The organism is Paracoccus homiensis (assembly GCF_900111675.1).
GTDB classification, from domain to species: domain Bacteria; phylum Pseudomonadota; class Alphaproteobacteria; order Rhodobacterales; family Rhodobacteraceae; genus Paracoccus; species Paracoccus homiensis.
Window position 1 is genome coordinate 373,427 of record NZ_FOHO01000003.1, and the last position, 22,184, is coordinate 395,610.

The following is a 22,184-nucleotide window of genomic DNA, read 5'->3' on the forward strand; positions in this document are numbered from 1 at the left end:
GTGTCGGTCCTTGGATGTCATGCAGCCGTTGTTTCGCATGTCTTCGGGGGGTGTTTTGTGAATATGTTTGCGAGTGGATAGTATGACAGTTGAACACCAGATCTCGAGCGTTGTTGCCCATGCCGATGATGCTCCGGCTCGGTCCAAGCCCTGGTTTTATCGTAGCTTTCTGAAACGTCCGCTGGACCTGTTCCTGATCCTGCTTGCGACCCCCGTGATCGTCCCGCTGATCTTCCTGCTGGCGCTGCTGGTCAAGCGTGACGGCGGCAATGCGTTCTATTCGCAGGAACGCGTGGGTCGCAACGGCAAGATCTATCGCATCTGGAAGCTGCGCAGCATGGTCAGCGATGCCGATGAGGTTCTGCCCGCCTATCTGGCCGAAAATCCCAATGCCCAGGCCGAATGGGAAGAAAATCAGAAGCTGCGCCACGATCCCCGCATCACCCGTCTGGGCCATGTGCTGCGCCGCTGTTCGCTGGATGAACTGCCGCAGCTGTGGAACGTGGTGCGCGGCGATATGAGCCTGATCGGCCCGCGCCCGATGATGCCCAGCCAGCAGATCTATTACACGGGCGATGCCTATTACGACCTGCGTCCGGGCATTACTGGCTATTGGCAGGTCGCCGGGCGCAATCGCACCTCGTTCAGTGCCCGTGCGATGTATGACGATGTCTATGACCGCAACCTGTCGCTTGGCAGCGATATCGGCATCCTGTGGCGCACCGTGGGCGTCGTGCTGCGCGCAACCGGCTGCTGATCCCGATCAGTTTCGACCTTGCATCAGGGCGGCCACGGTTGTGGCCGCTTTTGTCGTTCGGGGGTCAGGTCCGCCGCAGGCCGCGTGCGGCGATCACCTCGGCGGGCAGGATCGCGGCACAGCGCGCATAGCGCGGCACCAGGCGTCGCGGCGCGGTCGCCATGCGCCAGGCCCATTCCATCGCGATCCTGCGCACCCAGCGCGGCGCGCGTGTCTGATTGCCGGCCAGAAAATCCAGACCCGCCCCGATCGAGGCAAAGCCGACCCCCGGCGTGTCCTGCCGCCCGCGCGCGGCCAACAATTCCTGTTTCGGGGCACCAAGGGCCAGAAAGGTCAGGCGCGCGCCGCTGTCCTCGACCTGTTTCAGGATCGCCCCCGCCGCGTCTGATGCCGGATCAAACCCCATCGGCGGGGCGATGATCGCGCTGATGGTCAGGCCCGGAACCTTCGCCCGCAGGTGTTCCGCGGCCAGTTTCAGGGCGGGTTCGGTGCTGCCCACCAGCGCAACGGCGATGCCGTCCTGTGCCGCCAGCCGCGCCAGAGGCAAAACCAGATCCGAGCCGGGCAGCAAGGTCACCTCGCGCCTTGCCATCCGCGACAGCCAGACGATGGGATTGCCGTCGGCGACCACCAGATCCTGCGCCGCATAGGCTGCGCGAAAACCGGGATCGCTGCGCAGCTTGACCAGGTGATCCAGATTGATCGTGGCCAGGGCAAAGCCCTGACCCTTGGCAAAGCGGCGGCTGACCTCGGCCATCAGCGCGGGCATGTCGGGCATGTTCAGGCGGATCGTGTGGTCGCCATATGTGAACTGCATGGACGCTTCCTTGGCGGATTGAACTGCCCGCCTTGTGCCACGTCCAACCCGTCGGAACAATCACCTGCGGCGATTAACCCTTTGGCAGATAGGGAATGCCGCCCGCCAGATCGGTGTCGTCGATCAGGTGGAAATTGCTGATGCTGCCAGCCTTGCGCGCCTTGGCAAAGGGGGCGTATTCGGGATCGGCGGCAAAAGCCTTGGCGCTGTCGCGATCGGGAAACTGGATCAGCGCGATCAGCGTGTTGTCCAGCGGCTTGCCTTCCAGCGTTTCGACATTGCCGCTGCGCGACAGGTATTTGCCGCCGTGACGGGCCGCGATGTCATGCACCTTGGCCGCGTAATCGGGGACCCAGGCGTCGTCGGTGACGGTCACGTCGGCAATCAGATAAACGGGCATCGCGTCCTCCCTCGCAGATGATGGGGCAAGGTTAGACGTGGCCTGCGTGTCGGGCAATCAGACTTTCCGCCCGTGGCGGTCAGGTTCGCGCCTCGGATGGCACAGGGCGCAGCGCAAGCCAGATCAGCGCGCCACCGGCCAGCACAAGAAACGGCAGTATCGCCAGATTGACCGCGTTCCATCCTGTCTGAGGGTCGCCGCCAAGGCAGTTCATCAGCCCGCCCGAGGACAGCGAGGCCAGAAAGACGCCGCTGAACACGACCAGATCATTGATGCCCTGCACACGGCCACGCTCGACCGGGCTATGGGCGCGGGTCAGCATGGCGGTCGCGCCGATGAAACCGAAATTCCAGCCAAGGCCCAGCAGGATCAGCGCACCGAAGAAATGCGACAACTGGACCCCTGACAGGGCGACCGCGCCGGCGAATGCCAGAATGACCAGCCCCGCCGCGACGATCCGCGACGCACCGAAGCGTGAAATCAGATGGCCGGTGAAAAAGCTGGGCGCGAACATGGCCAGCACATGGGCGCTGACAATATCCGCGGCATTTTCCGGGGCGAAGCCGCATCCGACCACGGCCAGGGGCGTCGAAGTCATGACAAGGTTCATCAGCGCATAGCTGACCATGCCGCAAATCATCGCGACCAGAATCCGCGGATCGCGCAGGATCTGTCCCAGCGGTCGGCCCTGATCGGCGCCTTCGGGAACCTGGACGGGTTTCGGGATATCCAGAAACGCGAACAGGAACGGCCCCAGCAGGTTCAGGCCGATCACGGCGATATAGCTGGCCAGAAATGGCACGGCGGTCAGGTCGGTCGTCAACCGCACCAGCATCGGCCCGATCAGCGCAGATGCCAGCCCGCCCGCCATGACCCAGCTGATCGCACGGGCCTCGAACTCGGCGGGGGCGGTATCGGTCGCGGCAAAGCGGAAGAAGCCCTGCGCCGACATGTAGACCCCGGTCAGCAGCGATCCCGCCATGAACAGCCAGAAACTGCCAAGCCACAGGCCCGCGGCCGAAACCGCCGCGCCCATTCCGCCCGCCAGCACCGCCAGCAGAAATCCGGTCTGGCGGCCATGGGTCTGCATCAGCCGCGCCAGTGGGCGTGCCGTCATCGCCGAACCCAGCACGATCATCGAGATCGGCAGCGTCGCGATGCAGGGGTTCGGGGCCAGGATCTGCCCCGCAAGCCCGCCGATGATGAAATTGACCGGCATCTGCGCACCCAGAATGGCCTGCGCACAGACCAGCACCGCCACATTGCGGCGGGCGCGCGACAGGGGGCGATCCGCGCTCAACTGCGCAGCGCAGCGGCGCTGCGGGCGCGATCCTCGATGGCTTTCCAGTTGCCGGCCTGCACGTCCTGATCGGTCACGATCCAGCTGCCGCCGACGCAGACGACATTGGGCAGGGCCAGATAATCCTTGGCATTGCCGGGCGACACGCCACCGGTCGGGCAAAAGCTGATGCGCGGCAGCGGGCCGGCCAGCGATTTCAGGGCAGGGGCCCCGCCCACCGCCTCGGCCGGGAAGAATTTCAGCATGTCGAAGCCGGCATCGGCGGCCCGCATCACCTCGGACGCGGTGACGGCCCCGGGCAGCAGCGGCAGTTCCAGATCGGCACAGGCCTCGATCAGGCGATCGGTGAGACCCGGCGAGACGGCAAAGCTGGCGCCCGCATCCTTGGCGCGCTTGGCGTCGTCGGGGGTCAGCACGGTGCCCGCGCCGACATGGCCGCCTGCCACGCCCGCCATGGCGCGGATCGAATCCAGCGCCGCGTCGGACCGCAGCGTCACCTCCAGCACTGGCAGGCCGCCGGTCACCAGCGCCTGTGCCAGATCGGCGGCGCGGGCCGCGTCCTTGATCACGATCACCGGGACGACCGGGGCCAGTTGGCACAGGGCGCGGGTTGTCTGGGACTGGGTTTCCGGGGTCATGGCGTCACCTTCACTGGCGGAATTTGCGGGCAAAGTGACCCCATCGGCCCATTTATGCAAGGGTGCAGGGTGGGCGGAGGCGATTTTGTGTTAGCGGTATCGGAATGCAGATGCCGGGGTCACACCCGAAAGGCCAGAAAGACGGCCGAGTAATGGACCGCCGCCGCCGTGACCACGAAGCCGTGCCAGATCGCGTTCTGAAAGCGCAGCTTTTCCCACAGGTGGAACACGACCCCGGCGGAATAGATCACCCCGCCGATCACGATCAGGATCAGCGACGAGGCCGGCAGATAGGTCGCCATCGGCCCGATCGCGACAAGGCCGCTCCAACCCAGCAGCAGATACAGGATCACGGCCAGCCGGTCATAACGCCCGGGCAGCAGACATTTCACCGCGATGCCCAGACAGGCGATCACCCAGATCGCGATCAGCAGTCCATGGACACGGGGATGATGCGCCCCGGCCTGCAGGAACGGCGTATAGGTGGCCGCGATCAGGATGAAGATCGCGGAATGATCCAGCCGCCGCATATGCCATTTGAACCGAGAATGCGGCAGCATGTTGTAGGCAAAGGAAATTCCCAGCGACCCGACCAGCCCGACACCGTAGATGCAAGCCGCCGCCACCTGGGCGTGATCGCTGTAGACCGTGGCATAGAAGATCAGCGCCGTTGCCCCGATCAGCGCCAGAACGACGCCGATTGCATGGACGATGCCGTCGGCCAGCATCTCGTGGAAATCATAGGCCCGGCCGAACTTGAAATTTGCGGACATGGTGGAACGCCCCGCGACTGAATAAATACATCTTTCTAGGATGGGGTCGGCTGCGCGATCTGGCAACTTGGCATTCGGGGCAGGTCGCCGGGGTTGCGCATCGCGCAGGACTTGGAAAGAAATAGGACCCTGCGCATCAGGAAAGGCACGGGATGGCACGGGACGGCGATACCCCCAACCACATCACCCGCAATATCCCCGATTACGAGATCCTGTCGGATCGCGACCTGACCCTGATCGAGTCGCAGGCCGAACGCATCCTGTCGCAGATCGGTGTCGATTTCGTCGGTAATCCCGATGCGCTGGACCGTTGGCGTCAGGCAGGCGCCCGGGTCGAGGGCGAAAGGGTGCGCCTGCCGGAAGGGCTGGCCCGCGATCTGTGTGCCACAGCCCCTGCCAGTTTCGTGCAGCAAGCTCGGAATCCCGATCGCAATGTTGTCATTGGCGGACGCAATCTGGTCTGCGCGCCGGTCTATGGCCCGCTGTTCGTGCGCGATCAGCAGCACGGGCGACGCTATGCCGGCTTTGCCGATTTCTGCGACTTTCTGAGGTTGGGGCAGGTTCTGCCGCAGATGCATCACAGCGGCGGCACCGTCTGCGAGCCGACGGACCTGCCTATCGCCACCCGGCATCTGGACATGCTGCTGGCGCATATGACGCTGACGGACAAGCCGCTGATGGGCTCGGTGACCTTGCCCGAACGCGCCAGCGACAGCCTGGCCATGGCGCGGATCCTGTTCGGCGCGGATGTGGTGGATCGTCATTGCGTTCTGTCCGCGCTGATCAATGTGAATTCGCCGCTGACCTTCGATCCGGTCATGAGCCACGCGATCGATATCTATTCCGGGGCGGGGCAGGCGGTGATCCTGGGCAGCTATGTCGTGACCGGCACGACCGCGCCCGCCACGGTGGCCGGGGCACTTGCGCAGACATTGGCCGAGATGATGGCCGGCATCGCCTATACGCAACTGGTGCGGCCCGGCGCGCCGGTGGTCTTTGGCCCCTTCGTCGCGGGCATGGGGCTGGTCACCGGCGCGGCGACCTTTGCCACACCCGAAGTCGCGCAGCTTACGCAGGCGCTGGGTCAGCTGGCACGGCGGCTGGGCGTGCCCTATCGCGGCGGCGGCGCGCTGACCGGATCGAAGCTGCCCGATGCGCAGGCCGGATACGAGGCCGCACAGGGCCTGTCGGTCGCCCTGCAATCGGGGGTGAATCTGATGACCCACGCGGCAGGCTGGCTGGAAAACGGGCTGGTGGCCTGCTTCGAGAAATACGTCATGGATGCCGATCAGCTGACCGCGCTGGCCCATATGGCGCAGGGCGTCGATCTGTCCGACGCCGCGCTGGTGTTGAAGGTCATCCGTGAGGCGGGGCCGGGCGGGCATTATCTGGGCTCGGACCATCTGGCAGATCATGGGGATGGCATGTGGCAAAGCACGTTGATGGACTGCCGCCCCTTCGATCAGTGGCAGGATGCCGGATCGCCCGATGCCGCCATGCTTGCCGCTGATCGCGTGCGGCATTATCTGGACAGCTATCGCCAGCCCGATCTGGACCCCGCCACCGCCTCGGCGCTGGCCAGTTTCGTGACGCGGCGCAAGGCCGATATCGCGGCCTGCGACAGCTAGGGCGCTTTTGGCGACCTGCCCCCTTGCCAAGCGGGCGGAAACCGTCTAATGCCCCGCACACTTCACAGGTAGGGGCGGGCCCTTGCGGGAGACATCCGCAAATCGGTCCACCGGTTGGGGCATATGCCCTGAAATCCCCTGCCCAGGCGCAAACCGGAAAGGACATGGATATGGCGCTTCCCGAATTTTCTCTGCGTCAGCTGCTGGAAGCTGGCGTTCACTATGGTCACCAGACGCAACGCTGGAACCCCCGCATGGGCGAGTTCATCTATGGCGAGCGTAACGGCATCCACATCGTCGACCTGACCCAGACCGTCCCCATGCTGGACGCTGCTCTGCAGGTCGTGCGCGAGACCGTCGCCAAGGGTGGCCGCGTTCTGTTCGTCGGCACCAAGCGTCAGGCCCAGAAATCCATCGCAGACGCAGCCGAGCGTTCGGCACAGTTCTACATGAACCACCGTTGGCTGGGCGGCACGCTGACCAACTGGAAAACCGTCAGCCAGTCGATCAACCGCCTGAAGGCGATCGACGAAACCATGGCTGCCGGCGCGGAAGGCATGACCAAGAAAGAGCGTCTGGGCCTTGAGCGCGAGCAGTCGAAACTGCAGGCGTCGCTTGGCGGTATCCGCGACATGGGCGGCCTGCCGGACCTGCTGTTCGTGATCGACGTGAACAAGGAAGACCTGGCCATCGCCGAAGCCAAGAAGCTGGGCATCCCGGTCGTCGCCGTTGTCGACACCAACTGCTCGCCCGAAGGCGTTGACTACATCATCCCGGGCAATGACGACGCTGCCCGCGCCATCGCGCTGTATTGCGATCTGGCAAGCCGCGCCGCGCTGGACGGCATGTCGGCGCAGATGGGCGCCGCTGGCGTTGACGTCGGTGCCCTGGCCGACACGCCGGAAGAGCTGCTGGACGAAGCTGGCGAAGAAGTCGCAGCCGAGGCCTGATCCGGTATCGGCCCGGAAGTCACGGAATTGTCGTCAGGCGGGGATATGCCCCGCCTGACGTGTTGAACAAAGGAGACGGATCATGGCGATTACCGCTGCGATGGTGAAGGAACTGCGCGAAACGACCGGCGCAGGCATGATGGACGCCAAGAAGGCGCTGACCGAAAATGACGGCAACATGGAAGCCGCTCAGGACTGGCTGCGCACCAAGGGTCTTGCCAAGGCTGCCAAGAAATCGGGCCGCGTTGCTGCCGAGGGTCTGGTTGCTGTCGCCGTGCGCGAAGGCAAGGGCGTTGCCGTCGAGGTGAACTCGGAAACCGACTTCGTTGGCAAGAACGAAGAATTCCAGAACATGGTCCGCAAGATCGCGGCTGCCGGTCTGGGCGTGGACAGCACCGAAGAACTGAACAACGCAGTCGTTGACGGCAAGCCGGTTTCGGAACTGCTGACCGACGCGATCGCCAAGATCGGCGAGAACATGACCCTGCGCCGCCTGGTCAAGGTCGAGGCCCCGCTGGTCGTGTCCTATGTCCACAACGCTGCTGCCGAAGGCATGGGCAAGATCGGCGTTCTGGTCGGTCTGGAAGGTGGCGACGAGGAAATCGGCCGTCAGATCGCGATGCACGTCGCCGCGACCGCGCCCGCCTCGCTGGGTCAGGAAGATCTGGACCCGGCCCTGATCGAGCGTGAAAAGCAGGTTCTGACCGAACAGGCACGTGAATCGGGCAAGCCCGAGGCCGTCATCGAGAAGATGATCGAAGGCCGCATGAAGAAATTCTTCGAAGAAGTGACCCTGCTGGGTCAGAAATTCGTCATCAACCCCGACGTCACCGTCGAAGAGGCTGCCAAGGCAGCCGGCGCCAAGGTTGTTGGCTTTGCCCGCGTCGTCGTCGGCGAAGGCATCGAGAAGAAGGAAGAGGATTTCGCAGCCGAGGTCGCCAAGACCCTGGGCGGCAACTGATCCTTTCCGATCTATCGCCTTGTTCAAAAGGGGCGTCGGCCAGTCGGTCGGCGCCCTTTTCCTATGCCTCGTGCGGTCTTGAAGCCGGGCAAAGGGGGGGCTATTTCCTGTCATGTTCACGCGCAGCCAGGGGGCCATCTCATGCCGTTCATCATTGCCGTCGACGGGCCTGCCGCCTCGGGCAAGGGAACGATCTCGCGCGCCCTGGCGCAGCATTTCGGCTTCTATCATCTCGACACCGGCCTTCTTTATCGTGCGACGGGGGCCAAGGGCGGCGATCCCATCGCTTCGGCGCAGGGGTTGTGCGCCGATGATCTGACCCGCCCCGACCTGCGCAGCGCCGAGGCCGGTCAGGCCGCCAGCCGTGTCGCCGCCATCCCCGAGGTTCGCGCCGCGCTGGTCGATTTTCAGCATCGTTTTGCCCGGCAGGACCCCGGCGCGATCCTTGACGGGCGCGATATCGGCACGGTCATCTGCCCCGATGCCGCGGTCAAGCTGTATGTCATCGCCTCGGATCAGGTCCGGGCCGAACGTCGCGCGGCCGAACTGAACGCTGATCCCGGCGAGATGCTGGAACAGCTGCGTGAACGCGACCGCCGCGACAGCGAACGCGCCACCGCGCCGCTGCGTCCCGCCGATGACGCCGCCGTCTTGGACACCAGCGACATGAGCATCGATCAGGCGGTCGCCCGCGCCATCGCCATCGTCGAGGCCGCGCGCCGCTAGGGCCTTGCGGCCTGCCCGCCGATGCGCGAGGGTCTGCCGCAAGGAGGACCCCATGAACATCGCCACACCATCGCCCGTCGCCGCCTCGGACGGCGTTTTCATCGACAATGCCTGGCAACCATCCGCCAGCGGCCAGACGATCGAGGTGTTCGATCCGGCGACCGGAACGGCTTTCACCCGGATCGCGGCGGGCGATGCGGCTGATATCGACGCGGCCGTCGCCTCGGCCCGGCGGGCCTTTCAGGGCGCATGGGGTGCGCTGACGGCGACCGAACGTGGCCGCGTCCTGACCCGCGCGTCGGTGTTGGTACAAGAGGCGGCGGACGAGTTGTCGCAGCTTGAGGCGCGCGATACCGGCAAGCCGATTTCGCAGGCGCGGGCCGATATTCAGGCAACGGCCCGTTATCTGGAATTCTACGGCGGTGCGGCTGACAAGGTTCATGGCGACACGATCCCCTTCCTGCCCGGGCATTTCGCACTGACCGAGCATGTGCCCTTCGGCGTGACCGGTCACATCATCCCGTGGAACTATCCCGCGCAGATGTTCGGGCGCACGATTGCCGCCTCGCTGGCGATGGGCAATGCCTGCGTCCTGAAGCCTGCCGAAGAGGCCTGCCTGACGCCTTTGCGCCTGGCCGAGATCCTGCGTGAAGCGGGTCTGCCCGCCGGGGCGCTGAACTGCGTTCCGGGCTATGGGCATCAGGCGGGGGCGGCCCTTGCAGGGCATCCGGGCATCGATTTCGTCAGCTTTACCGGCAGCCCGGAGATCGGCGCGGCCGTTCAGATCGCCGCGGCTGGCAACCATATCGGCTGCACGCTGGAACTGGGCGGAAAATCCCCGCAGATCCTGTTCGAGGATGCCGATCTGGATCTGGCCCTGCCGATCGTGATGAAAGCGATCACGCAGAATGCCGGGCAGACCTGCTCGGCGGGGGCGCGTCTGCTGGTGCAGCAATCGATCCTGCCGCAGGTGATCGACCGGCTGAAACACAGCTTTCCGTCGCTGATCGCGGGGCCGCAGGCGGGCGATCACGATCTTGGGCCGCTGATCAGCGCGAAACAGCGGGGCCGGGTTCAGGGGTTCTGTGATCAGGCGGATGCCGACGGCGTCCCGTTGATCGCCGAAGGGCGGATCGATGCCTCGGCGGCTGCGGGAGGCCATTTCATCGCGCCCCGCGCTTACGGTCCGGTGCCACGCGACCATCCCCTTGCCCGGCAAGAGGTGTTCGGCCCGATCCTGTCCGTCATGGGCTTTGTCGATGAGGCGGATGCCATCGCCCTGGCCAACGATACAGAATATGGTCTGGTCGCCGGGGTGTGGTCCCGCGACGGCAGCCGCGCGATCCGGGTGGCGCGTCAGATCATGGTCGGGCAGGTTTTCGTGAATGCCTATGGCGCGGGCGGGGGGATCGAGCTGCCCTTCGGCGGGATGAAGAAATCGGGCCACGGTCGCGAAAAGGGCTTTGATGCGCTTTATGAATTTGCCGCCACCCGGACGATGGTGATCCGTCACGACTAGGTCGCGGATTTCGCCTGCATCTTCGCGCTGTGGGCGGGGGGTCCGGGGGGCTGGCCCCCCGGCCACCGCCGCCGCAGGCGGCAGGCAAGGGCGCGTGGCGGGTCAGGCGATGATCTCGAACCGGGTGACATCGACCATGCCGCGATCGGTGATCTTCAACGCGGGAATGACCGGCAGCGCCAGAAACGCCAATTGCAGAAACGGCTCTTCCAGCGTCACGCCCAGCCCCTCGGCCGCCGCGCGCAGACGTGTCAGATCGTCGCGAACGGTCTCGAACGGGTTCAGGCTCATCAACCCGGCCACTGGCAGGGGCAGCTCCGCCAGGATCTGACCACCCTCGGCGACGACAAAACCGCCCTCGATCTGCGACAGACGGTTCGCCGCAAGGGCCATGTCTTCGTAATCGGTGCCGACCACGGCGATATTGTGGTGGTCATGGCACACGGTCGAGGCGATGGCCCCGCGCTGCATCCCGAATCCCTGCACGAATCCCGTCGCGACATTGCCGTTCTTGCCGTGGCGCTCGATCACCGCCATGCGGATCAGGTCGCGCGACGGATCGGGGCGCTTGTCGCCATCGCTTGGGGCGATGTCCTCGGTCAGATGCCGGGTGATGATCTTGCCTTCCATGATCCCGATCACATCGGTTCGGGTCCGGTTGCCACCACAGCGAAAGTCCTTGGCCTGAAGTTCCGGCGCCCTGACCGATCGACGCGCGACCGGCGCCACCTGACCCCGCGTCGCGAATGCCTCGTCATCGACGACCCGGCCGCCACATAACACCAGTTGCGCGTGACAGCCCCGCAGATCATCCACCGCGACGATATCGGCCCGCAGCCCCGGCGCGACCAGGCCGCGATCCTTAAGCCCGAACGCCTCGGCCGCAGAAAGCGAGGCCGCGCGATAGACCGCCAGTTCGGGCGAACCGCGCGCGATCAATTCGCGGATCATATAGTCCAGATGCCCGTGTTCCGCGATGTCCAGCGGGTTTCGATCATCGGTACACAGGCACATATAGGGTGCGGTGCGGTCGTTCAGGACCGGCTGCAATGCCTGCAGATCCTTGCTGACCGACCCCTCGCGGATCAGAACACGCATCCCCTTGCGCAATTTCTCCAGGGCCTCGTCCGCGGTCGTGGCCTCGTGTTCGGTGCGGATGCCCGCCGCGATATAGGCGTTCAGATCCTTGCCCGACAGCTGTGGGCAATGGCCGTCGATATGGCCGCCCTGAAACAGCCGCAGCTTGGCCATCGCGGCGGGATCGCGGTGAATGACGCCGGGGTAATTCATGAACTCGGCCAGACCGATATTCGACGGATGGCCCATCACCTGTTCCAGATCGGCGGCGTCGATGCGTGCGCCCGAGGTCTCCATCTCGGTCGAGGGGACGCAGCTTGACAGCTGCACCTTCAGATCCATTAGCAGATGTTCCGAGGCCGCCTGAAAATAGCGGATGCCGTCCAGCCCGATGACATTGGCGATTTCATGGGGGTCGCAGATCGCCGTGGTGACGCCACGCGGGGTCACGCAGCGGTCGAATTCGAACGGGGTGACAAGGCTGCTTTCGACATGCAGATGCGTGTCGATGAAGCCGGGAACCAGCGTCAGCCCGGTGACGTCGATCACCCGTGTCGCGTCGTAATCGGCACCGATCCCTACGATCACTTCGCCGCAGATCGCGACATCGCCGGCGATCATGGACCCGGTGATCAGGTCAAGAACCTGTCCGCCGCGCAGGACCAGATCGGCGGTTTCGTCGCCACGCGCCTGCGCGATCCGTTGTTCCAGATTGGTCATGGAATCCCTTGTCCGTCAAAAGCTGTCGGACAGGGAAACCCGTTTCGGTCCGCGCGTCCAGTCCCGAAGCCGCGATCAGGGCTTCCAGCGCAGGAAATTGGCGATCAGGCGCAGGCCGATGTCCTGCGATTTTTCGGGGTGGAACTGCGTACCGATGATGTTATCGCGGCCCACGACTGCCGTGACGGGCCCGCCGTAATCGACATGGGCCAGAAGATGGGCAGGGTCGGCGACGCAGAACTGCCAGCTATGGACGAAATAGGCGTGATCGCCCGTGCTGATCCCGTCCAGCACCGGATGCGGGTTGTCGATCACCAGATCGTTCCAGCCCATATGCGGCACCTTCAGGCCCGGCGCGGCGATCGCCTGCACCTCGCCGCCGATCCAGTCAAGCCCGGCGGTGGGACGGTATTCATGCCCGGTCGTCGCCAGCATCTGCATGCCGACACAGATCCCCATGAAGGGCACGCCACGGTCCAGCACCGCCTCGCGCAGCGCCTCGGCCATGCCGTCAACCTCGCCAAGCGCGGTGCGGCAGGCGGGAAATGCGCCGTCGCCCGGCAGAACGATCCGGTCCGCGCGGGCGGCAATATCGGGGTCAGATGTGACCTGCACCTCGGCCCCGATTTCGCGGCCCATCAGCTGAAACGCCTTTTCGGCGCTGTGCAGATTGCCGCTGTCATAATCGACCAGCGCGACGCGCATCACAGCGCCCCCTTGGTCGAGGGCAGGATGCCGGCCATGCGGGGGTCCGGCTCGACCGCTTCGCGCAGGGCGCGGGCAACGGCCTTGAATGCCGCCTCGGCGATGTGGTGGCTGTTGAAACCGTCCAGCCGCGCGACATTCAGGCTAATGCCGCCATGCGTGGACAGGGCCTGAAAGAATTCGCGCACAAGCTGGGTGTCGAAGCTGCCGATCTTCTCGGTCGGAAAATCGACATTCCAGACAAGATAGGGCCGCCCCGACAGATCCAGCGCCGCCCGCAGCAGCGATTCGTCCATCGCCAGCAGAAAACTGCCATAGCGGCGGATGCCCTTCTTGTCGCCAAGCGCCTTGCAAAGGGCCTGACCGATCGCGATCCCGGTATCCTCGACGGTGTGGTGATCGTCGATATGCAGGTCGCCCGTGGCCCGGATCGTCATGTCGATCAGGGAATGGCGCGACAGCTGGTCCAGCATGTGGTCGAAGAACCCGACGCCCGTCTGATTGTCATACCGGCCCGTACCATCGAGGTTCAGCGTCACCTCGATCTGCGTTTCGGCGGTGTTGCGGGTAATCGTCGCTTCGCGCATGTGATGTCCTTTCGTCGCGCGGGCCTTATAGGCCGGGCAGGGGCGTCAGCCAAGATGCACCTGACCTTCGGGGTATCGAACGCGGGGGGTAACGCGGGTGGCAAGGAAAAAACCAAGGGTCAGCGGCCCGACCCGGCCCAGAAACATCACCACCATGATCACCCCGCGGCCAAAATCGGTCAGCTCGGCGGTGTAGCCCCGGCTGAGGCCGGTGGTCCCGAAAGCCGAGGCGACCTCGAACCCGATATCAAGGAAATGGCCATCGTGGCTGGCGACCATGACGAAGACGGCGGTAAAGACCAGAACGGCGGCAATGGCGATCAGGGCCATCACCTTCAGCACCTCGTCCAGACCGATGGAGCGGCCAAAGGCCCAGATCTCGTTCCGGCGGCGAAAGAAGGCCAGCGTCGCCAGCAGCATCACCATCAGCGTCGTGACCTTGATCCCGCCCGCGGTCGAGGTCGGCCCGCCGCCGATCATCATCAGCGCCATATACAGAAGCGAGGTCGAATCGTGCAGTCCGCCGATATCGGTGGTGTTGAACCCCGCCGTGCGCGTGGTGACGCCCTGAAACCACGCGATCGTCAGGCGGCCAAGGGCGCTGTCCTCGGCGCCCAGGGTGCGCGGGTTGTTCCATTCCAGCAGCGCCGTCAGCCCGACCCCGATCACGATCAGCGCGGCGGTCCCCACCAGCATCAGGCGCGTGTGCAGCGACCAGCCATGCCAGAAACGGCGGTTGAAGATATCCGACAGCACGACATAGCCGATGCCCCCGACGATGAACAGGAACGGGATCACCACGTTCACGATCGGGTCGGTGGCGTACTCGGTCAGCCCGGATGAAAAGGTCGAGAACCCGGCATTGTTGAAGGCCGAGATGGAATGGAAGATCGCGTGCCACAGCCCCGGACCAAGGCCCGTGCGCGGCATGAAGGTCAGGCACAACAGCATCGCGCCCGCGATCTCGGCCATCAGGACCACGCGAAAGATCGTCCGCACCAGCCGCATCAGCCGGTCATAGGATGTCTGGTTCAGATCCTCGCGCAGATAGGCGTGATGGGCGATCCCAAGCGGCATCCCAAGGGCCGAGAACACCAGAACCGCGAAGGTCATCAGCCCCAGCCCGCCCAGATGGATCAGCACCGCCAGAACCAGCTGCCCCCAGAAGGTCAGCGCATGTTCGACATCGATCACCGACAGCCCGGTCACCGTCACCGCCGAGGTCGAGGTGAACAGCGCCTCGCTTGGCGTCAGGGGCGTATGCGCCATAGGCGGCAGCAACAGCAGCAGCGCCCCGATCAGGATCAGCACCATGTACAGAACCGCCAGAACGGCGGGCGGTGCGGTATGGCCCAGCCAGCGCGCAAAGGCACGGCGGGTCCGTTGCAGTGGCCTGATCACAACCGGTCGCCGAACTGCGTCAACTCGACCCGCCGTCCCAGCAGCAGCAGGCGGTCATTTGTCATCAGGACGGGATCGCGTTGCGACAGGTCGACATATTCGGTGCCGCGCATCATTCCCAGCGTGACGATGCCCTTGTCGATCTGCAGATCCGACAGCTTGCGACCCTTCAGCCGTTCCGGGATCAGAAGGTTCACCACCGAATAGCCGTTCCCCAGCGCGACATAGTCCTGAACGGCGGGGTTGTTCAGCATCTGCGCGGCATGGCGGCCCATCTCCAGCCCCGGCAAAAGGACACGGTCCGCGCCGATCTTTGACAGGATGCGGTGATGGGTCCGGCTTTCAGCCTTGGCCCAGACGGCGTCCAGACCGATCAGGCGCAGGTTCATCGTGGCGATGATGCTGGATTCCAGATCGTTCCCGATCGACACCAGCCCCACATCATAGCGATCCACGCCAGCCTCGCGCAGCGCACCTTCATCGGTCGCGTCCAGGATCACCACATTCGACAGCTGTTCGGCCAGCATGGCCACGCGGCGATGATCCTGGTCGATGCCCAGAACGCGATTGCCAAAGCGCGCCAGTTCGGTTGCGACCACGCTGCCAAAGGCGCCAAGGCCGATGACGACGAAGCTGCGTTGTTGCCTGCCCAATTGGTCCTCCGGGGGGCTGCCAAAACGTCGCGGATACTGCGTCCGGGTTTCCGCCTCGTCAAGATATCCCTCCGCGAGGTCGTGTTTTGGACATCATGCGGCGCTTTCAAGGAACTTTCCGGCCGGATTCGCCTTTCTGATGTAAATGTGAAATAAGCCCGGCTTTCCGGCGGGAACCCGCTTTCGCCGGTCCGACCCGATCGAAGACAAAAGACGAGAAAGGGACGAATGTCAGATCTTCCTCCAAATCAACCCCCGAAACGCCCGCACAAGGGTCACAAGGGGCAGCCCGGCGATCCGCGCCGTGAACGCGATGCGCTGAGTGGGCGCTTTGAACCGGACCCCGAGCCTGCGCCGGAACCGGAAGTCGAGGCGCTGCCCGCGCCCGAAGGGCCTACTCAGATCATTGATACCGATTATGAAATCGGCCAGAACAATATCGAGGGGCGGATGCCCTTCGCCTTTGACGTCCACAACCCCGTCTTCGGGATCTCGGCGGTGGCGGTCGTTCTGTTCACCGTCGTGACGCTGTTGTTCCCGACCCAACTGGAACCCGTGTTCAACGGTCTGCGCGATTCGCTGACCTCCAATCTGGACTGGTTCTTCCTGCTGGCGGGCAATGTCTTTGTGCTGCTGAGTCTGTTCCTGATCTTCAGCCCTCTTGGCAGCGTGCGTCTGGGCGGTCCCGAGGCCACGCCGGATTTCAGCCTGACGGGCTGGTTCGCGATGCTGTTCGCCGCAGGTATGGGCATTGGCCTGATGTTCTATGGCGTCAGCGAACCGATGAGCCATTTCGATACGGCACTGGGCGGCGTCACGATGGAAGATGGCGTTCGCACCGACTGGGCGCCGCTGAACGGCGCCGAGGGCGACGAGATGGCCGCCCGTCGTCTGGGCATGGCCGCGACGATCTTCCACTGGGGCCTGCATCCCTGGGGCATCTATGCCGTCGTCGCGCTGGCACTGGCGCTGTTTGCCTATAACAAGGGCCTGCCGCTGACGCTGCGCTCGGTCTTCTATCCGATCTTCGGGGAACGGATCTGGGGAACGCCGGGGCACATTATCGACGTGCTGGCCGTGCTGGCGACGCTGTTCGGTCTGGCGACTTCGTTGGGTCTGGGCGCCGAACAGGCGACTGCGGGTCTGAACTTCCTGTTCGGTCTGCCCGCGGACAACCTGACCAAGGTGATCCTGATCCTGTGCATCACCGGCGTCGCGACCTGTTCGGTCGTGCTGGGCGTGGAAAAGGGCGTGAAGCGGCTATCGGAAATCAACATGGTGCTGGCCTTCCTGTTGCTGGGCTTTGTCATCATCGTCGGCCCGACCTGGGCGATCATTTCGGGCTTCTTCGGCAATCTGGGCGCCTATGCACGTGACCTGATCCCGCTGTCGAACCCGTTTGGCCGCACCGATGACAACTTCCGCAGCGGCTGGACCGCGTTCTACTGGGCGTGGTGGATCAGCTGGTCACCCTTTGTCGGCATGTTCATCGCCCGCGTCAGCCGCGGTCGCACCGTGCGGCAGTTCCTGATCGCCGTGCTGATCGTGCCGATGCTGATTTCGGTTCTGTGGATGACCGCGCTGGGTGGCACTGCCATCAGCCTGACACTGGACGGGGTCAGCACGATCTCGGACGCGGCGCTGGAACTGAAACTGTTCGAGATGCTGGCGCAATTGCCGCTGACCGCGATCACCAGCTTTATTGGGATCGTGCTTGTGATCGTGTTCTTCGTCACCTCTTCGGACTCGGGCAGTCTGGTGATCGACACGATCTCGGCGGGGGGCAAGGTGAACTCGCCCGTGCCGCAGCGCGTGTTCTGGTGCGGGATCGAGGGCATCGTCGCCATCGCATTGCTGCTGGGCGGTGGGCTTGGCGCGTTGCAGGCCATGGCCGTGTCCACGGGTCTGCCATTCACCATCGTCCTGCTGGGCGCCTGTTATGCCATCGTGAAGGGCCTGATGGCCGAGCGGCGGGAACTTGCCTGAACAGGCCTGAACAAGCATCGGAACGGGCGGGATTTTCCCGCCCGTTCTTGTTTTATCGCGCAGGCGGTGCGACAACCGATGAAATCGTATCAAGGGACCGACGTTATGAGCGACATCGCCGCCAGTGAACGCCGCCTCAGCGCCGCGCTGGACCGTATTGACCAGATCCTTGAGGCGGGCATCCGCCCCGCCGCCGCGCCCGTGCCGACGGACGACGCGCAGATTCAGGATCTTGTGTCTGAAAACAATCGCTTAGCCGCTGAACTTGCGGCACTGCGCGAGGATCGTCAGGGCCCGGTCGAGGCGCAATTGGCCGAGGCGCGCACCCGTCTGGCCGCCGCCGCGGACGAGGCCGTGCGGCTGGTCACCGCCAATGACGACCTGATCGCATCGAACCGCGAATTGATGCAGGCGGTCGATCACGATGATGGCGGCGACACGCTGCGCCAGGCATTGGAGGCCGAAATCGGCGCCCTGCGGGCCGCCCGCGCCGCCGAGATCGCGCAGATGAGCGATATCATGGTCGAACTGGAACGCCTTCTGGCACAGCAGGATGCGCCGCATCAGGCGGCCGCTGATGACAGCGTTTCCCCCGAATCCACCGGCGATGGCGGCGGGGTCCCCGAAGCCGGGGACGCGCCCAAGAATGAGGGCTTGTGATGGCCGAGGTCGAATTCAAGATCGGACATAAGGAATACCGTCTTGCCGCGCAGGATGGCGAGGAACGGTTGCTGCAACGTGCCGCAGCCCTGCTGGACGGCGAGGCGCGCCAGATCGTCGAACAGGCGGGCCGGATGCCCGAACCACGCTTGCTGCTGCTGGCGGGCTTGATGTTGGCCGACCGTTTTGCCGGCATGGAAGAGCGTGCCGAAAAGGCCGAGCGTCTGGCCAACCGACTGCAGCAGAACCCCGCGCGGGTCGAGGTGCCGATCATTCCCGCCGATCTGAAAGAGGCCATGGCCGAACTGGCGGCACGCGCCGAATCCCTGGCCGAACGCCTGGACGATCAGCAGAAATCCTGACGCATTCACCGCCTGTTAACCTGTTTCGGGCTACAGGTTGGGCATGCGCTGGTTGGTTCCCGTCCTTGTCTTGCTGCTTGTCGGCTGTGCCTCGCCCGGTCCCGGTTTTCTGGGGGCCGAGCGGCAGGATGTCACCGTTGACGGGCTGCGCTTTGCCGTATTTCGCAAACAGGACAAGGCGCAGGTCATCCGGCTGTCGGCCGTGACGCCTCGACAGCAACGTGATCTGCTGCCAAAGCTGCTGGTCGCGGCCGGGCGTGGTACCGGATGCCACGCCAGCCCATGGACCGCGCGCAGCGGCATTCCCGGCGATACCGGCGTTGCCACATTCGATCTGGATTGCGACAGTCCCTTGGACGGTGCCTAGGCCGCGCCGAAGAAGGCGATCAGCGTATCGGCGACCGCCTGCGGCGCATCGGCATGCAACCAATGGCCCGCGCCCTTCAGTCGGATGATGCGCCCCTGCGGAAAATAGGCGCGGATGGCGGCTTCGCCGGCCGGATCGACATAATCCGACTCGGCCCCCGCGACGAACAGGGCAGGCCCGTCGAATTCTTGCCGCGGAACATCGTCGGGCCAGCCGGTCACGTCGCACATCTGTTCATGCAGCACCGGCAGATTCAGCCGCCAGCGCGCCGGATCGGTTTTCAGATCCAGCGATTGCAACAGAAAGGCACGCAATCCGGGTGCCTCAATCCGTTCCGCCAGCCGATGATTGGCGGTGCTGCGTCGGTCCAGTCCGGTCAGGTCCATCGCCTGCATCGCCTCGACCAGATGGTTCTGGCTGTGGGAATAGGCAATCGGCGCGATATCCAGCACGGCCAGCTTGCGCAGCAATTCGGGCCGCGTCTGCGCCAGCACCATCGAGGCCTTGCCCCCCATCGAGTGGCCTGCCAGATCCACCTTGCCGCCCAGATCCTCGATTAGTTCGGCCAGATCACCGGCCAGCGCGGCATAGCTGTTGTCGTCGCTATGCGGGCTGTCGCCGTGATTGCGCAGATCGACGGTAACGACCCGCCGCGTGTCGGCCAGCCTGCGCGCAATGGCGCCCAGATTGCGTCCCTGACCGAACAGGCCGTGAACCAGAAGGACGGGCAGGCCCGTGTCAGAGCCGGTGATATCGTGCTGAAGTTTCATGGCGGCAGGTTATGACCTCTGGCGGGCGGGCGCCATCCCCTCTATGGTTGCGACATGGGCAGGGACGCGCAAAATATCGCGGATATCCGCAACATGGCCGATGATGTGGCCCGGCTGATGGCCGACCGCCTTGGGGGCGCCCGCCGCGGCGAACATCCCCAGCTGGACCTGATGCTGCGCCGTCGCGGCGGTGCGCTGCCCGGACGGCTGCGCAAACCCGCCAGGTTTCTGGCGCAGGCCGATCGCATGGCTGCGCAGCCCAAGCTGGGGCGGCAGGTCGATCTGGCCGCCGTCAGCCGCGCCTATCAGCAACTGACCAAGCATCTTGAGCCTTTGGGGCAGATCAGCCGCTGGCGGAACAGCACCCTGAATTTCGCGGCCTCGGTGGCCTTCGGCCTGTTGGTGCTGGCGGGCGCGATGATCTGGCTGGCAGTCCGCAGCGGTCGGCTATAGGTTGCGGGTTGCAGTCCGTGCAGGGCTGCTGACCACCTGAACCGGCTTGCAAATGCGACGTTTCGGCGTGATTTAACGCTAACATCATTCGACAGGAACGCGCCATGTCTGACACCCGCAACATGCGGCCCGCCATTCTGGCGTTGGCCCTTGGATCATTTGCCATCGGCACCTCGGAATTCGCGGCGATGGGGCTGCTGCCCTATTTCGCCGGGGATCTGGGCCTGAACGAATCGCAGGCCGGGCATGTGATCAGTGCCTATGCCTTCGGGGTTGTGGTGGGCGCGCCGGTCACCTCGATTCTGGGGGCCAAGCTGCCGCGCCGCCGCTATCTGGCCGCGCTGATGGCGTTTTACGGGCTGATGAACCTTCTGGCGGCGGCGCTGCCGGGGTTTGCCGCGCTGACCTCGATGCGCTTTCTGGCCGGCTTGCCGCATGGCGGATTTCTGGGTGTGGCGATGCTGTATGCGGCCGACGCGCTGCCCAGGTCGCAGCGTGCGCGGGGCGCGGCCCAGATCATCATGGGCCTGACGATCGCCAATATCGCCGGCGTGCCATTGGCGGGGGCCCTGGGTCAGGGGATCGGCTGGCGCTGGGGCTTTGCCTTGCCGGGGGTTCTGGCGCTGATCTCGGCCTATGCGATCCTGAAGCTGGCGCCGCGCGTCGGGGGTAACCCGGATGCCCGCCCGTGGGACGAACTGGCCGCGCTGCGCAATCCGCGCGTCCTGTGGGTTCTGGCCGTGGGCGCGATCGGTTTCGGCGGGCTGTTTGCCGTCTATTCCTTCCTGACGGCCGCGATGCTGGCAACGACCGATGCGCCGGGCTGGGCCATTCCGGTGACCCTGGGCCTGTTCGGGGTCGGCGGAACCCTCGGGACGTGGGTTTCTGGTCGCGTGACCGAGCGTCTGGGCCAGATCCGCGCCGCCTTTATCAGCTTTGCGGCGATGGCCGTGACCCAGGGTTTCGCCGCGTGGGTGGTGGGCGATTGGGTGCTGATGATGCTGTCCTCTTTCCTTCTGGCGGCCGGGGCCGGGTTGGTGATCCCGTTGCAGACGCGGCTGATGGATGTCGCGGGCGAGGCGCAGAACATGGCGGCTGCCATGAACCACGCCGCCTTCAATGCCGCCAACGGTCTGGGACCGCTTGCCGCCGGTGCGGCGCTGGCCGCGGGGTTCGGCTGGCAGGCGCCGGGGATCGTGGGCCTGGGCTTTACGGCTGCCGGGGCGCTGGTGCTTTGGCTGGCAATTCGACATGAACGGGCAGGTGCGGCGGCGGCAGACTGCGCATGATCGCCCGGCGCGAGGCCGAGGCGAATTCGCGCCGCCAGGTGATGAACAGGACCAGAAGCGCGGTGGCGATCAGCCCCGCCGCGCCCGCCAGCCAGCCAAGCGCCCCCAGCGCGAAATAGACGCTGCGAAGACCTGCATTGAAGCTGCGCGCGGCGGTGATGTTCAGATCCGCCGCCTGATCGGCGCGCGGTATCGCATTCGGGTCGTCATGCTGATTGGGGACCGCGGCCATCAGGATCGCGCAATAGCCGAACAGGCGGTGCGACCAGACGAATTTCAGGAAGGCGTTGACCACGAAGAAGGTGGGCAGCAGCAGTTTCAGTTCCCACAACAGGGCCGTGCCGCGATCCAGTTCAAGATCCTGGACCAGCCCGCGCAGTTGATCGGTATTGCTGAGCAGCGCCAGCGCGCCGCCGATCGCGATCATGCAGGCCGAGGCGAAAAATGCCGTGCCTTCGCGCAGGGTCGTCAGGATGTTGCCGTCGAAGATGCGCGGCTCTCGCGTGATGAACTGGCGCATCCATTCGCGCCGAAATCGTTTCATCAGCACCGAAACCGAGGGTTTTCCCGCCGGCGGATGTTCGGTGAACCAGCCGATGCCGATCCAGGCGGAAAAGATCAGCGCGACGGCTGCAAGATCGGCAAATGTCAGCGCCGAAAAGCGTGAGATGAAACTGTCCATGTC

Annotated in this window: 24 protein-coding genes; 12 read left to right on the forward strand and 12 right to left on the reverse strand. The window is 64.7% G+C overall.

Features of this window, described 5'->3' with window-relative positions; genetic code table 11:
- Positions 1–82: 82 nt before the first annotated feature.
- A complete protein-coding gene (locus BMX67_RS06495) occupies positions 83–757 on the forward strand; it encodes a sugar transferase (RefSeq protein WP_090733414.1) in 675 nt (224 codons plus the stop codon).
- A gap of 64 nt (positions 758–821) precedes the next feature.
- Here the strand turns inward: BMX67_RS06495 and BMX67_RS06500 are convergent, their stop codons facing one another.
- The 5 genes from BMX67_RS06500 to trhA form a co-directional block, all read right to left on the reverse strand.
- Positions 822–1,574: a WecB/TagA/CpsF family glycosyltransferase gene (locus tag BMX67_RS06500; protein ID WP_090733416.1), complete on the reverse strand. Its 753-nt coding sequence runs from the start codon at positions 1,572–1,574 to the stop codon at positions 822–824.
- 73 nt (positions 1,575–1,647) lie between these two features.
- Positions 1,648–1,974 (reverse strand): DUF1330 domain-containing protein, encoded by a 327-nt coding sequence (locus tag BMX67_RS06505; RefSeq protein WP_090733418.1) that lies wholly within the window; start codon positions 1,972–1,974, stop codon positions 1,648–1,650.
- A gap of 79 nt (positions 1,975–2,053) precedes the next feature.
- Positions 2,054–3,274: an MFS transporter gene (locus BMX67_RS06510; protein WP_245739248.1), complete on the reverse strand. Its 1,221-nt coding sequence runs from the start codon at positions 3,272–3,274 to the stop codon at positions 2,054–2,056.
- Positions 3,271–3,912: a bifunctional 4-hydroxy-2-oxoglutarate aldolase/2-dehydro-3-deoxy-phosphogluconate aldolase gene (gene eda, locus BMX67_RS06515; protein WP_090733420.1), complete on the reverse strand. Its 642-nt coding sequence runs from the start codon at positions 3,910–3,912 to the stop codon at positions 3,271–3,273. The genes BMX67_RS06510 and eda overlap by 4 nt, the downstream gene beginning before the upstream one ends.
- A 119-nt stretch (positions 3,913–4,031) precedes the next feature.
- Positions 4,032–4,685, reverse strand: a complete 654-nt coding sequence (trhA, locus tag BMX67_RS06520) for a PAQR family membrane homeostasis protein TrhA (RefSeq protein WP_090733422.1) — start codon at positions 4,683–4,685, stop codon at positions 4,032–4,034.
- Between the two features lie 152 nt (positions 4,686–4,837).
- Here trhA and BMX67_RS06525 point away from each other — a divergent pair, with 152 nt between their 5' ends.
- The 5 genes from BMX67_RS06525 to BMX67_RS06545 all read left to right on the forward strand — a co-directional run bounded on the left by BMX67_RS06525 (position 4,838) and on the right by BMX67_RS06545 (position 10,469).
- Complete coding sequence (locus tag BMX67_RS06525) at positions 4,838–6,313, forward strand: trimethylamine methyltransferase family protein (RefSeq protein ID WP_090733424.1); 1,476 nt, start codon at positions 4,838–4,840, stop codon at positions 6,311–6,313.
- A 170-nt stretch (positions 6,314–6,483) separates the two neighbouring features.
- Positions 6,484–7,263, forward strand: coding sequence for a 30S ribosomal protein S2 (rpsB, locus tag BMX67_RS06530; RefSeq protein WP_175479829.1), 780 nt, complete (start codon positions 6,484–6,486; stop codon positions 7,261–7,263).
- A gap of 82 nt (positions 7,264–7,345) precedes the next feature.
- Entirely contained in the window at positions 7,346–8,224 is an 879-nt protein-coding gene (tsf, locus tag BMX67_RS06535; RefSeq protein ID WP_090733427.1) for a translation elongation factor Ts, read from the forward strand.
- A 141-nt stretch (positions 8,225–8,365) separates the two neighbouring features.
- Positions 8,366–8,950: a (d)CMP kinase gene (locus BMX67_RS06540; protein ID WP_090733428.1), complete on the forward strand. Its 585-nt coding sequence runs from the start codon at positions 8,366–8,368 to the stop codon at positions 8,948–8,950.
- A 52-nt stretch (positions 8,951–9,002) separates the two neighbouring features.
- A complete protein-coding gene (locus BMX67_RS06545) occupies positions 9,003–10,469 on the forward strand; it encodes an aldehyde dehydrogenase family protein (protein ID WP_090733430.1) in 1,467 nt (488 codons plus the stop codon).
- Between the two features lie 102 nt (positions 10,470–10,571).
- Here the strand turns inward: BMX67_RS06545 and ade are convergent, their stop codons facing one another.
- The 5 genes from ade to BMX67_RS06570 form a co-directional block, all read right to left on the reverse strand.
- Positions 10,572–12,266 (reverse strand): adenine deaminase, encoded by a 1,695-nt coding sequence (ade, locus tag BMX67_RS06550; protein ID WP_090733431.1) that lies wholly within the window; start codon positions 12,264–12,266, stop codon positions 10,572–10,574.
- Positions 12,267–12,341: 75 nt separating this feature from the next.
- Entirely contained in the window at positions 12,342–12,971 is a 630-nt protein-coding gene (hisH, locus tag BMX67_RS06555; protein ID WP_090733433.1) for an imidazole glycerol phosphate synthase subunit HisH, read from the reverse strand.
- Positions 12,971–13,558, reverse strand: a complete 588-nt coding sequence (gene hisB, locus BMX67_RS06560; RefSeq protein ID WP_090733434.1) for an imidazoleglycerol-phosphate dehydratase HisB — start codon at positions 13,556–13,558, stop codon at positions 12,971–12,973. Before hisB ends, hisH begins: the two co-directional genes overlap by 1 nt.
- A gap of 45 nt (positions 13,559–13,603) precedes the next feature.
- Positions 13,604–14,959: a TrkH family potassium uptake protein gene (locus BMX67_RS06565; RefSeq protein ID WP_411958090.1), complete on the reverse strand. Its 1,356-nt coding sequence runs from the start codon at positions 14,957–14,959 to the stop codon at positions 13,604–13,606.
- A complete protein-coding gene (locus tag BMX67_RS06570; RefSeq protein ID WP_090733435.1) occupies positions 14,956–15,612 on the reverse strand; it encodes a potassium channel family protein in 657 nt (218 codons plus the stop codon). Before BMX67_RS06570 ends, BMX67_RS06565 begins: the two co-directional genes overlap by 4 nt.
- Before the next feature lie 228 nt (positions 15,613–15,840).
- Here BMX67_RS06570 and BMX67_RS06575 point away from each other — a divergent pair, with 228 nt between their 5' ends.
- From BMX67_RS06575 to BMX67_RS06590, 4 genes are all read left to right on the forward strand, one after another.
- Positions 15,841–17,598 (forward strand): BCCT family transporter, encoded by a 1,758-nt coding sequence (locus tag BMX67_RS06575; protein WP_090733437.1) that lies wholly within the window; start codon positions 15,841–15,843, stop codon positions 17,596–17,598.
- A 105-nt stretch (positions 17,599–17,703) separates the two neighbouring features.
- Positions 17,704–18,258, forward strand: coding sequence for a hypothetical protein (locus tag BMX67_RS06580; protein ID WP_175479830.1), 555 nt, complete (start codon positions 17,704–17,706; stop codon positions 18,256–18,258).
- A complete protein-coding gene (zapA, locus tag BMX67_RS06585) occupies positions 18,258–18,620 on the forward strand; it encodes a cell division protein ZapA (RefSeq protein ID WP_090733439.1) in 363 nt (120 codons plus the stop codon). Before BMX67_RS06580 ends, zapA begins: the two co-directional genes overlap by 1 nt.
- Positions 18,621–18,663: 43 nt before the next feature.
- Entirely contained in the window at positions 18,664–18,987 is a 324-nt protein-coding gene (locus tag BMX67_RS06590; protein WP_090733440.1) for a hypothetical protein, read from the forward strand.
- Here BMX67_RS06590 and BMX67_RS06595 read toward each other — a convergent pair.
- Positions 18,984–19,757, reverse strand: coding sequence for an alpha/beta fold hydrolase (locus tag BMX67_RS06595; protein WP_090733441.1), 774 nt, complete (start codon positions 19,755–19,757; stop codon positions 18,984–18,986). The genes BMX67_RS06590 and BMX67_RS06595 overlap by 4 nt on opposite strands.
- A 54-nt stretch (positions 19,758–19,811) precedes the next feature.
- On the opposite strand from BMX67_RS06595, the gene BMX67_RS06600 reads away from it, so the two are divergent.
- Positions 19,812–20,210 carry a hypothetical protein gene (locus tag BMX67_RS06600; RefSeq protein ID WP_090733442.1) on the forward strand — a complete coding sequence of 133 codons (399 nt, stop codon included), beginning with the start codon at positions 19,812–19,814 and terminating at the stop codon, positions 20,208–20,210.
- Positions 20,211–20,314: 104 nt separating this feature from the next.
- The gene (locus tag BMX67_RS06605) at positions 20,315–21,499 is read left to right on the forward strand and encodes an MFS transporter (RefSeq protein ID WP_090733444.1); all 1,185 of its coding nucleotides are present in this window, start codon (positions 20,315–20,317) and stop codon (positions 21,497–21,499) included.
- Here BMX67_RS06605 and BMX67_RS06610 read toward each other — a convergent pair.
- Complete coding sequence (locus BMX67_RS06610) at positions 21,420–22,181, reverse strand: DUF599 domain-containing protein (RefSeq protein ID WP_090733445.1); 762 nt, start codon at positions 22,179–22,181, stop codon at positions 21,420–21,422. The two genes, BMX67_RS06605 and BMX67_RS06610, sit on opposite strands and share 80 nt — an antisense overlap.
- Between the last annotated feature and the right edge of the window lie 3 nt (positions 22,182–22,184).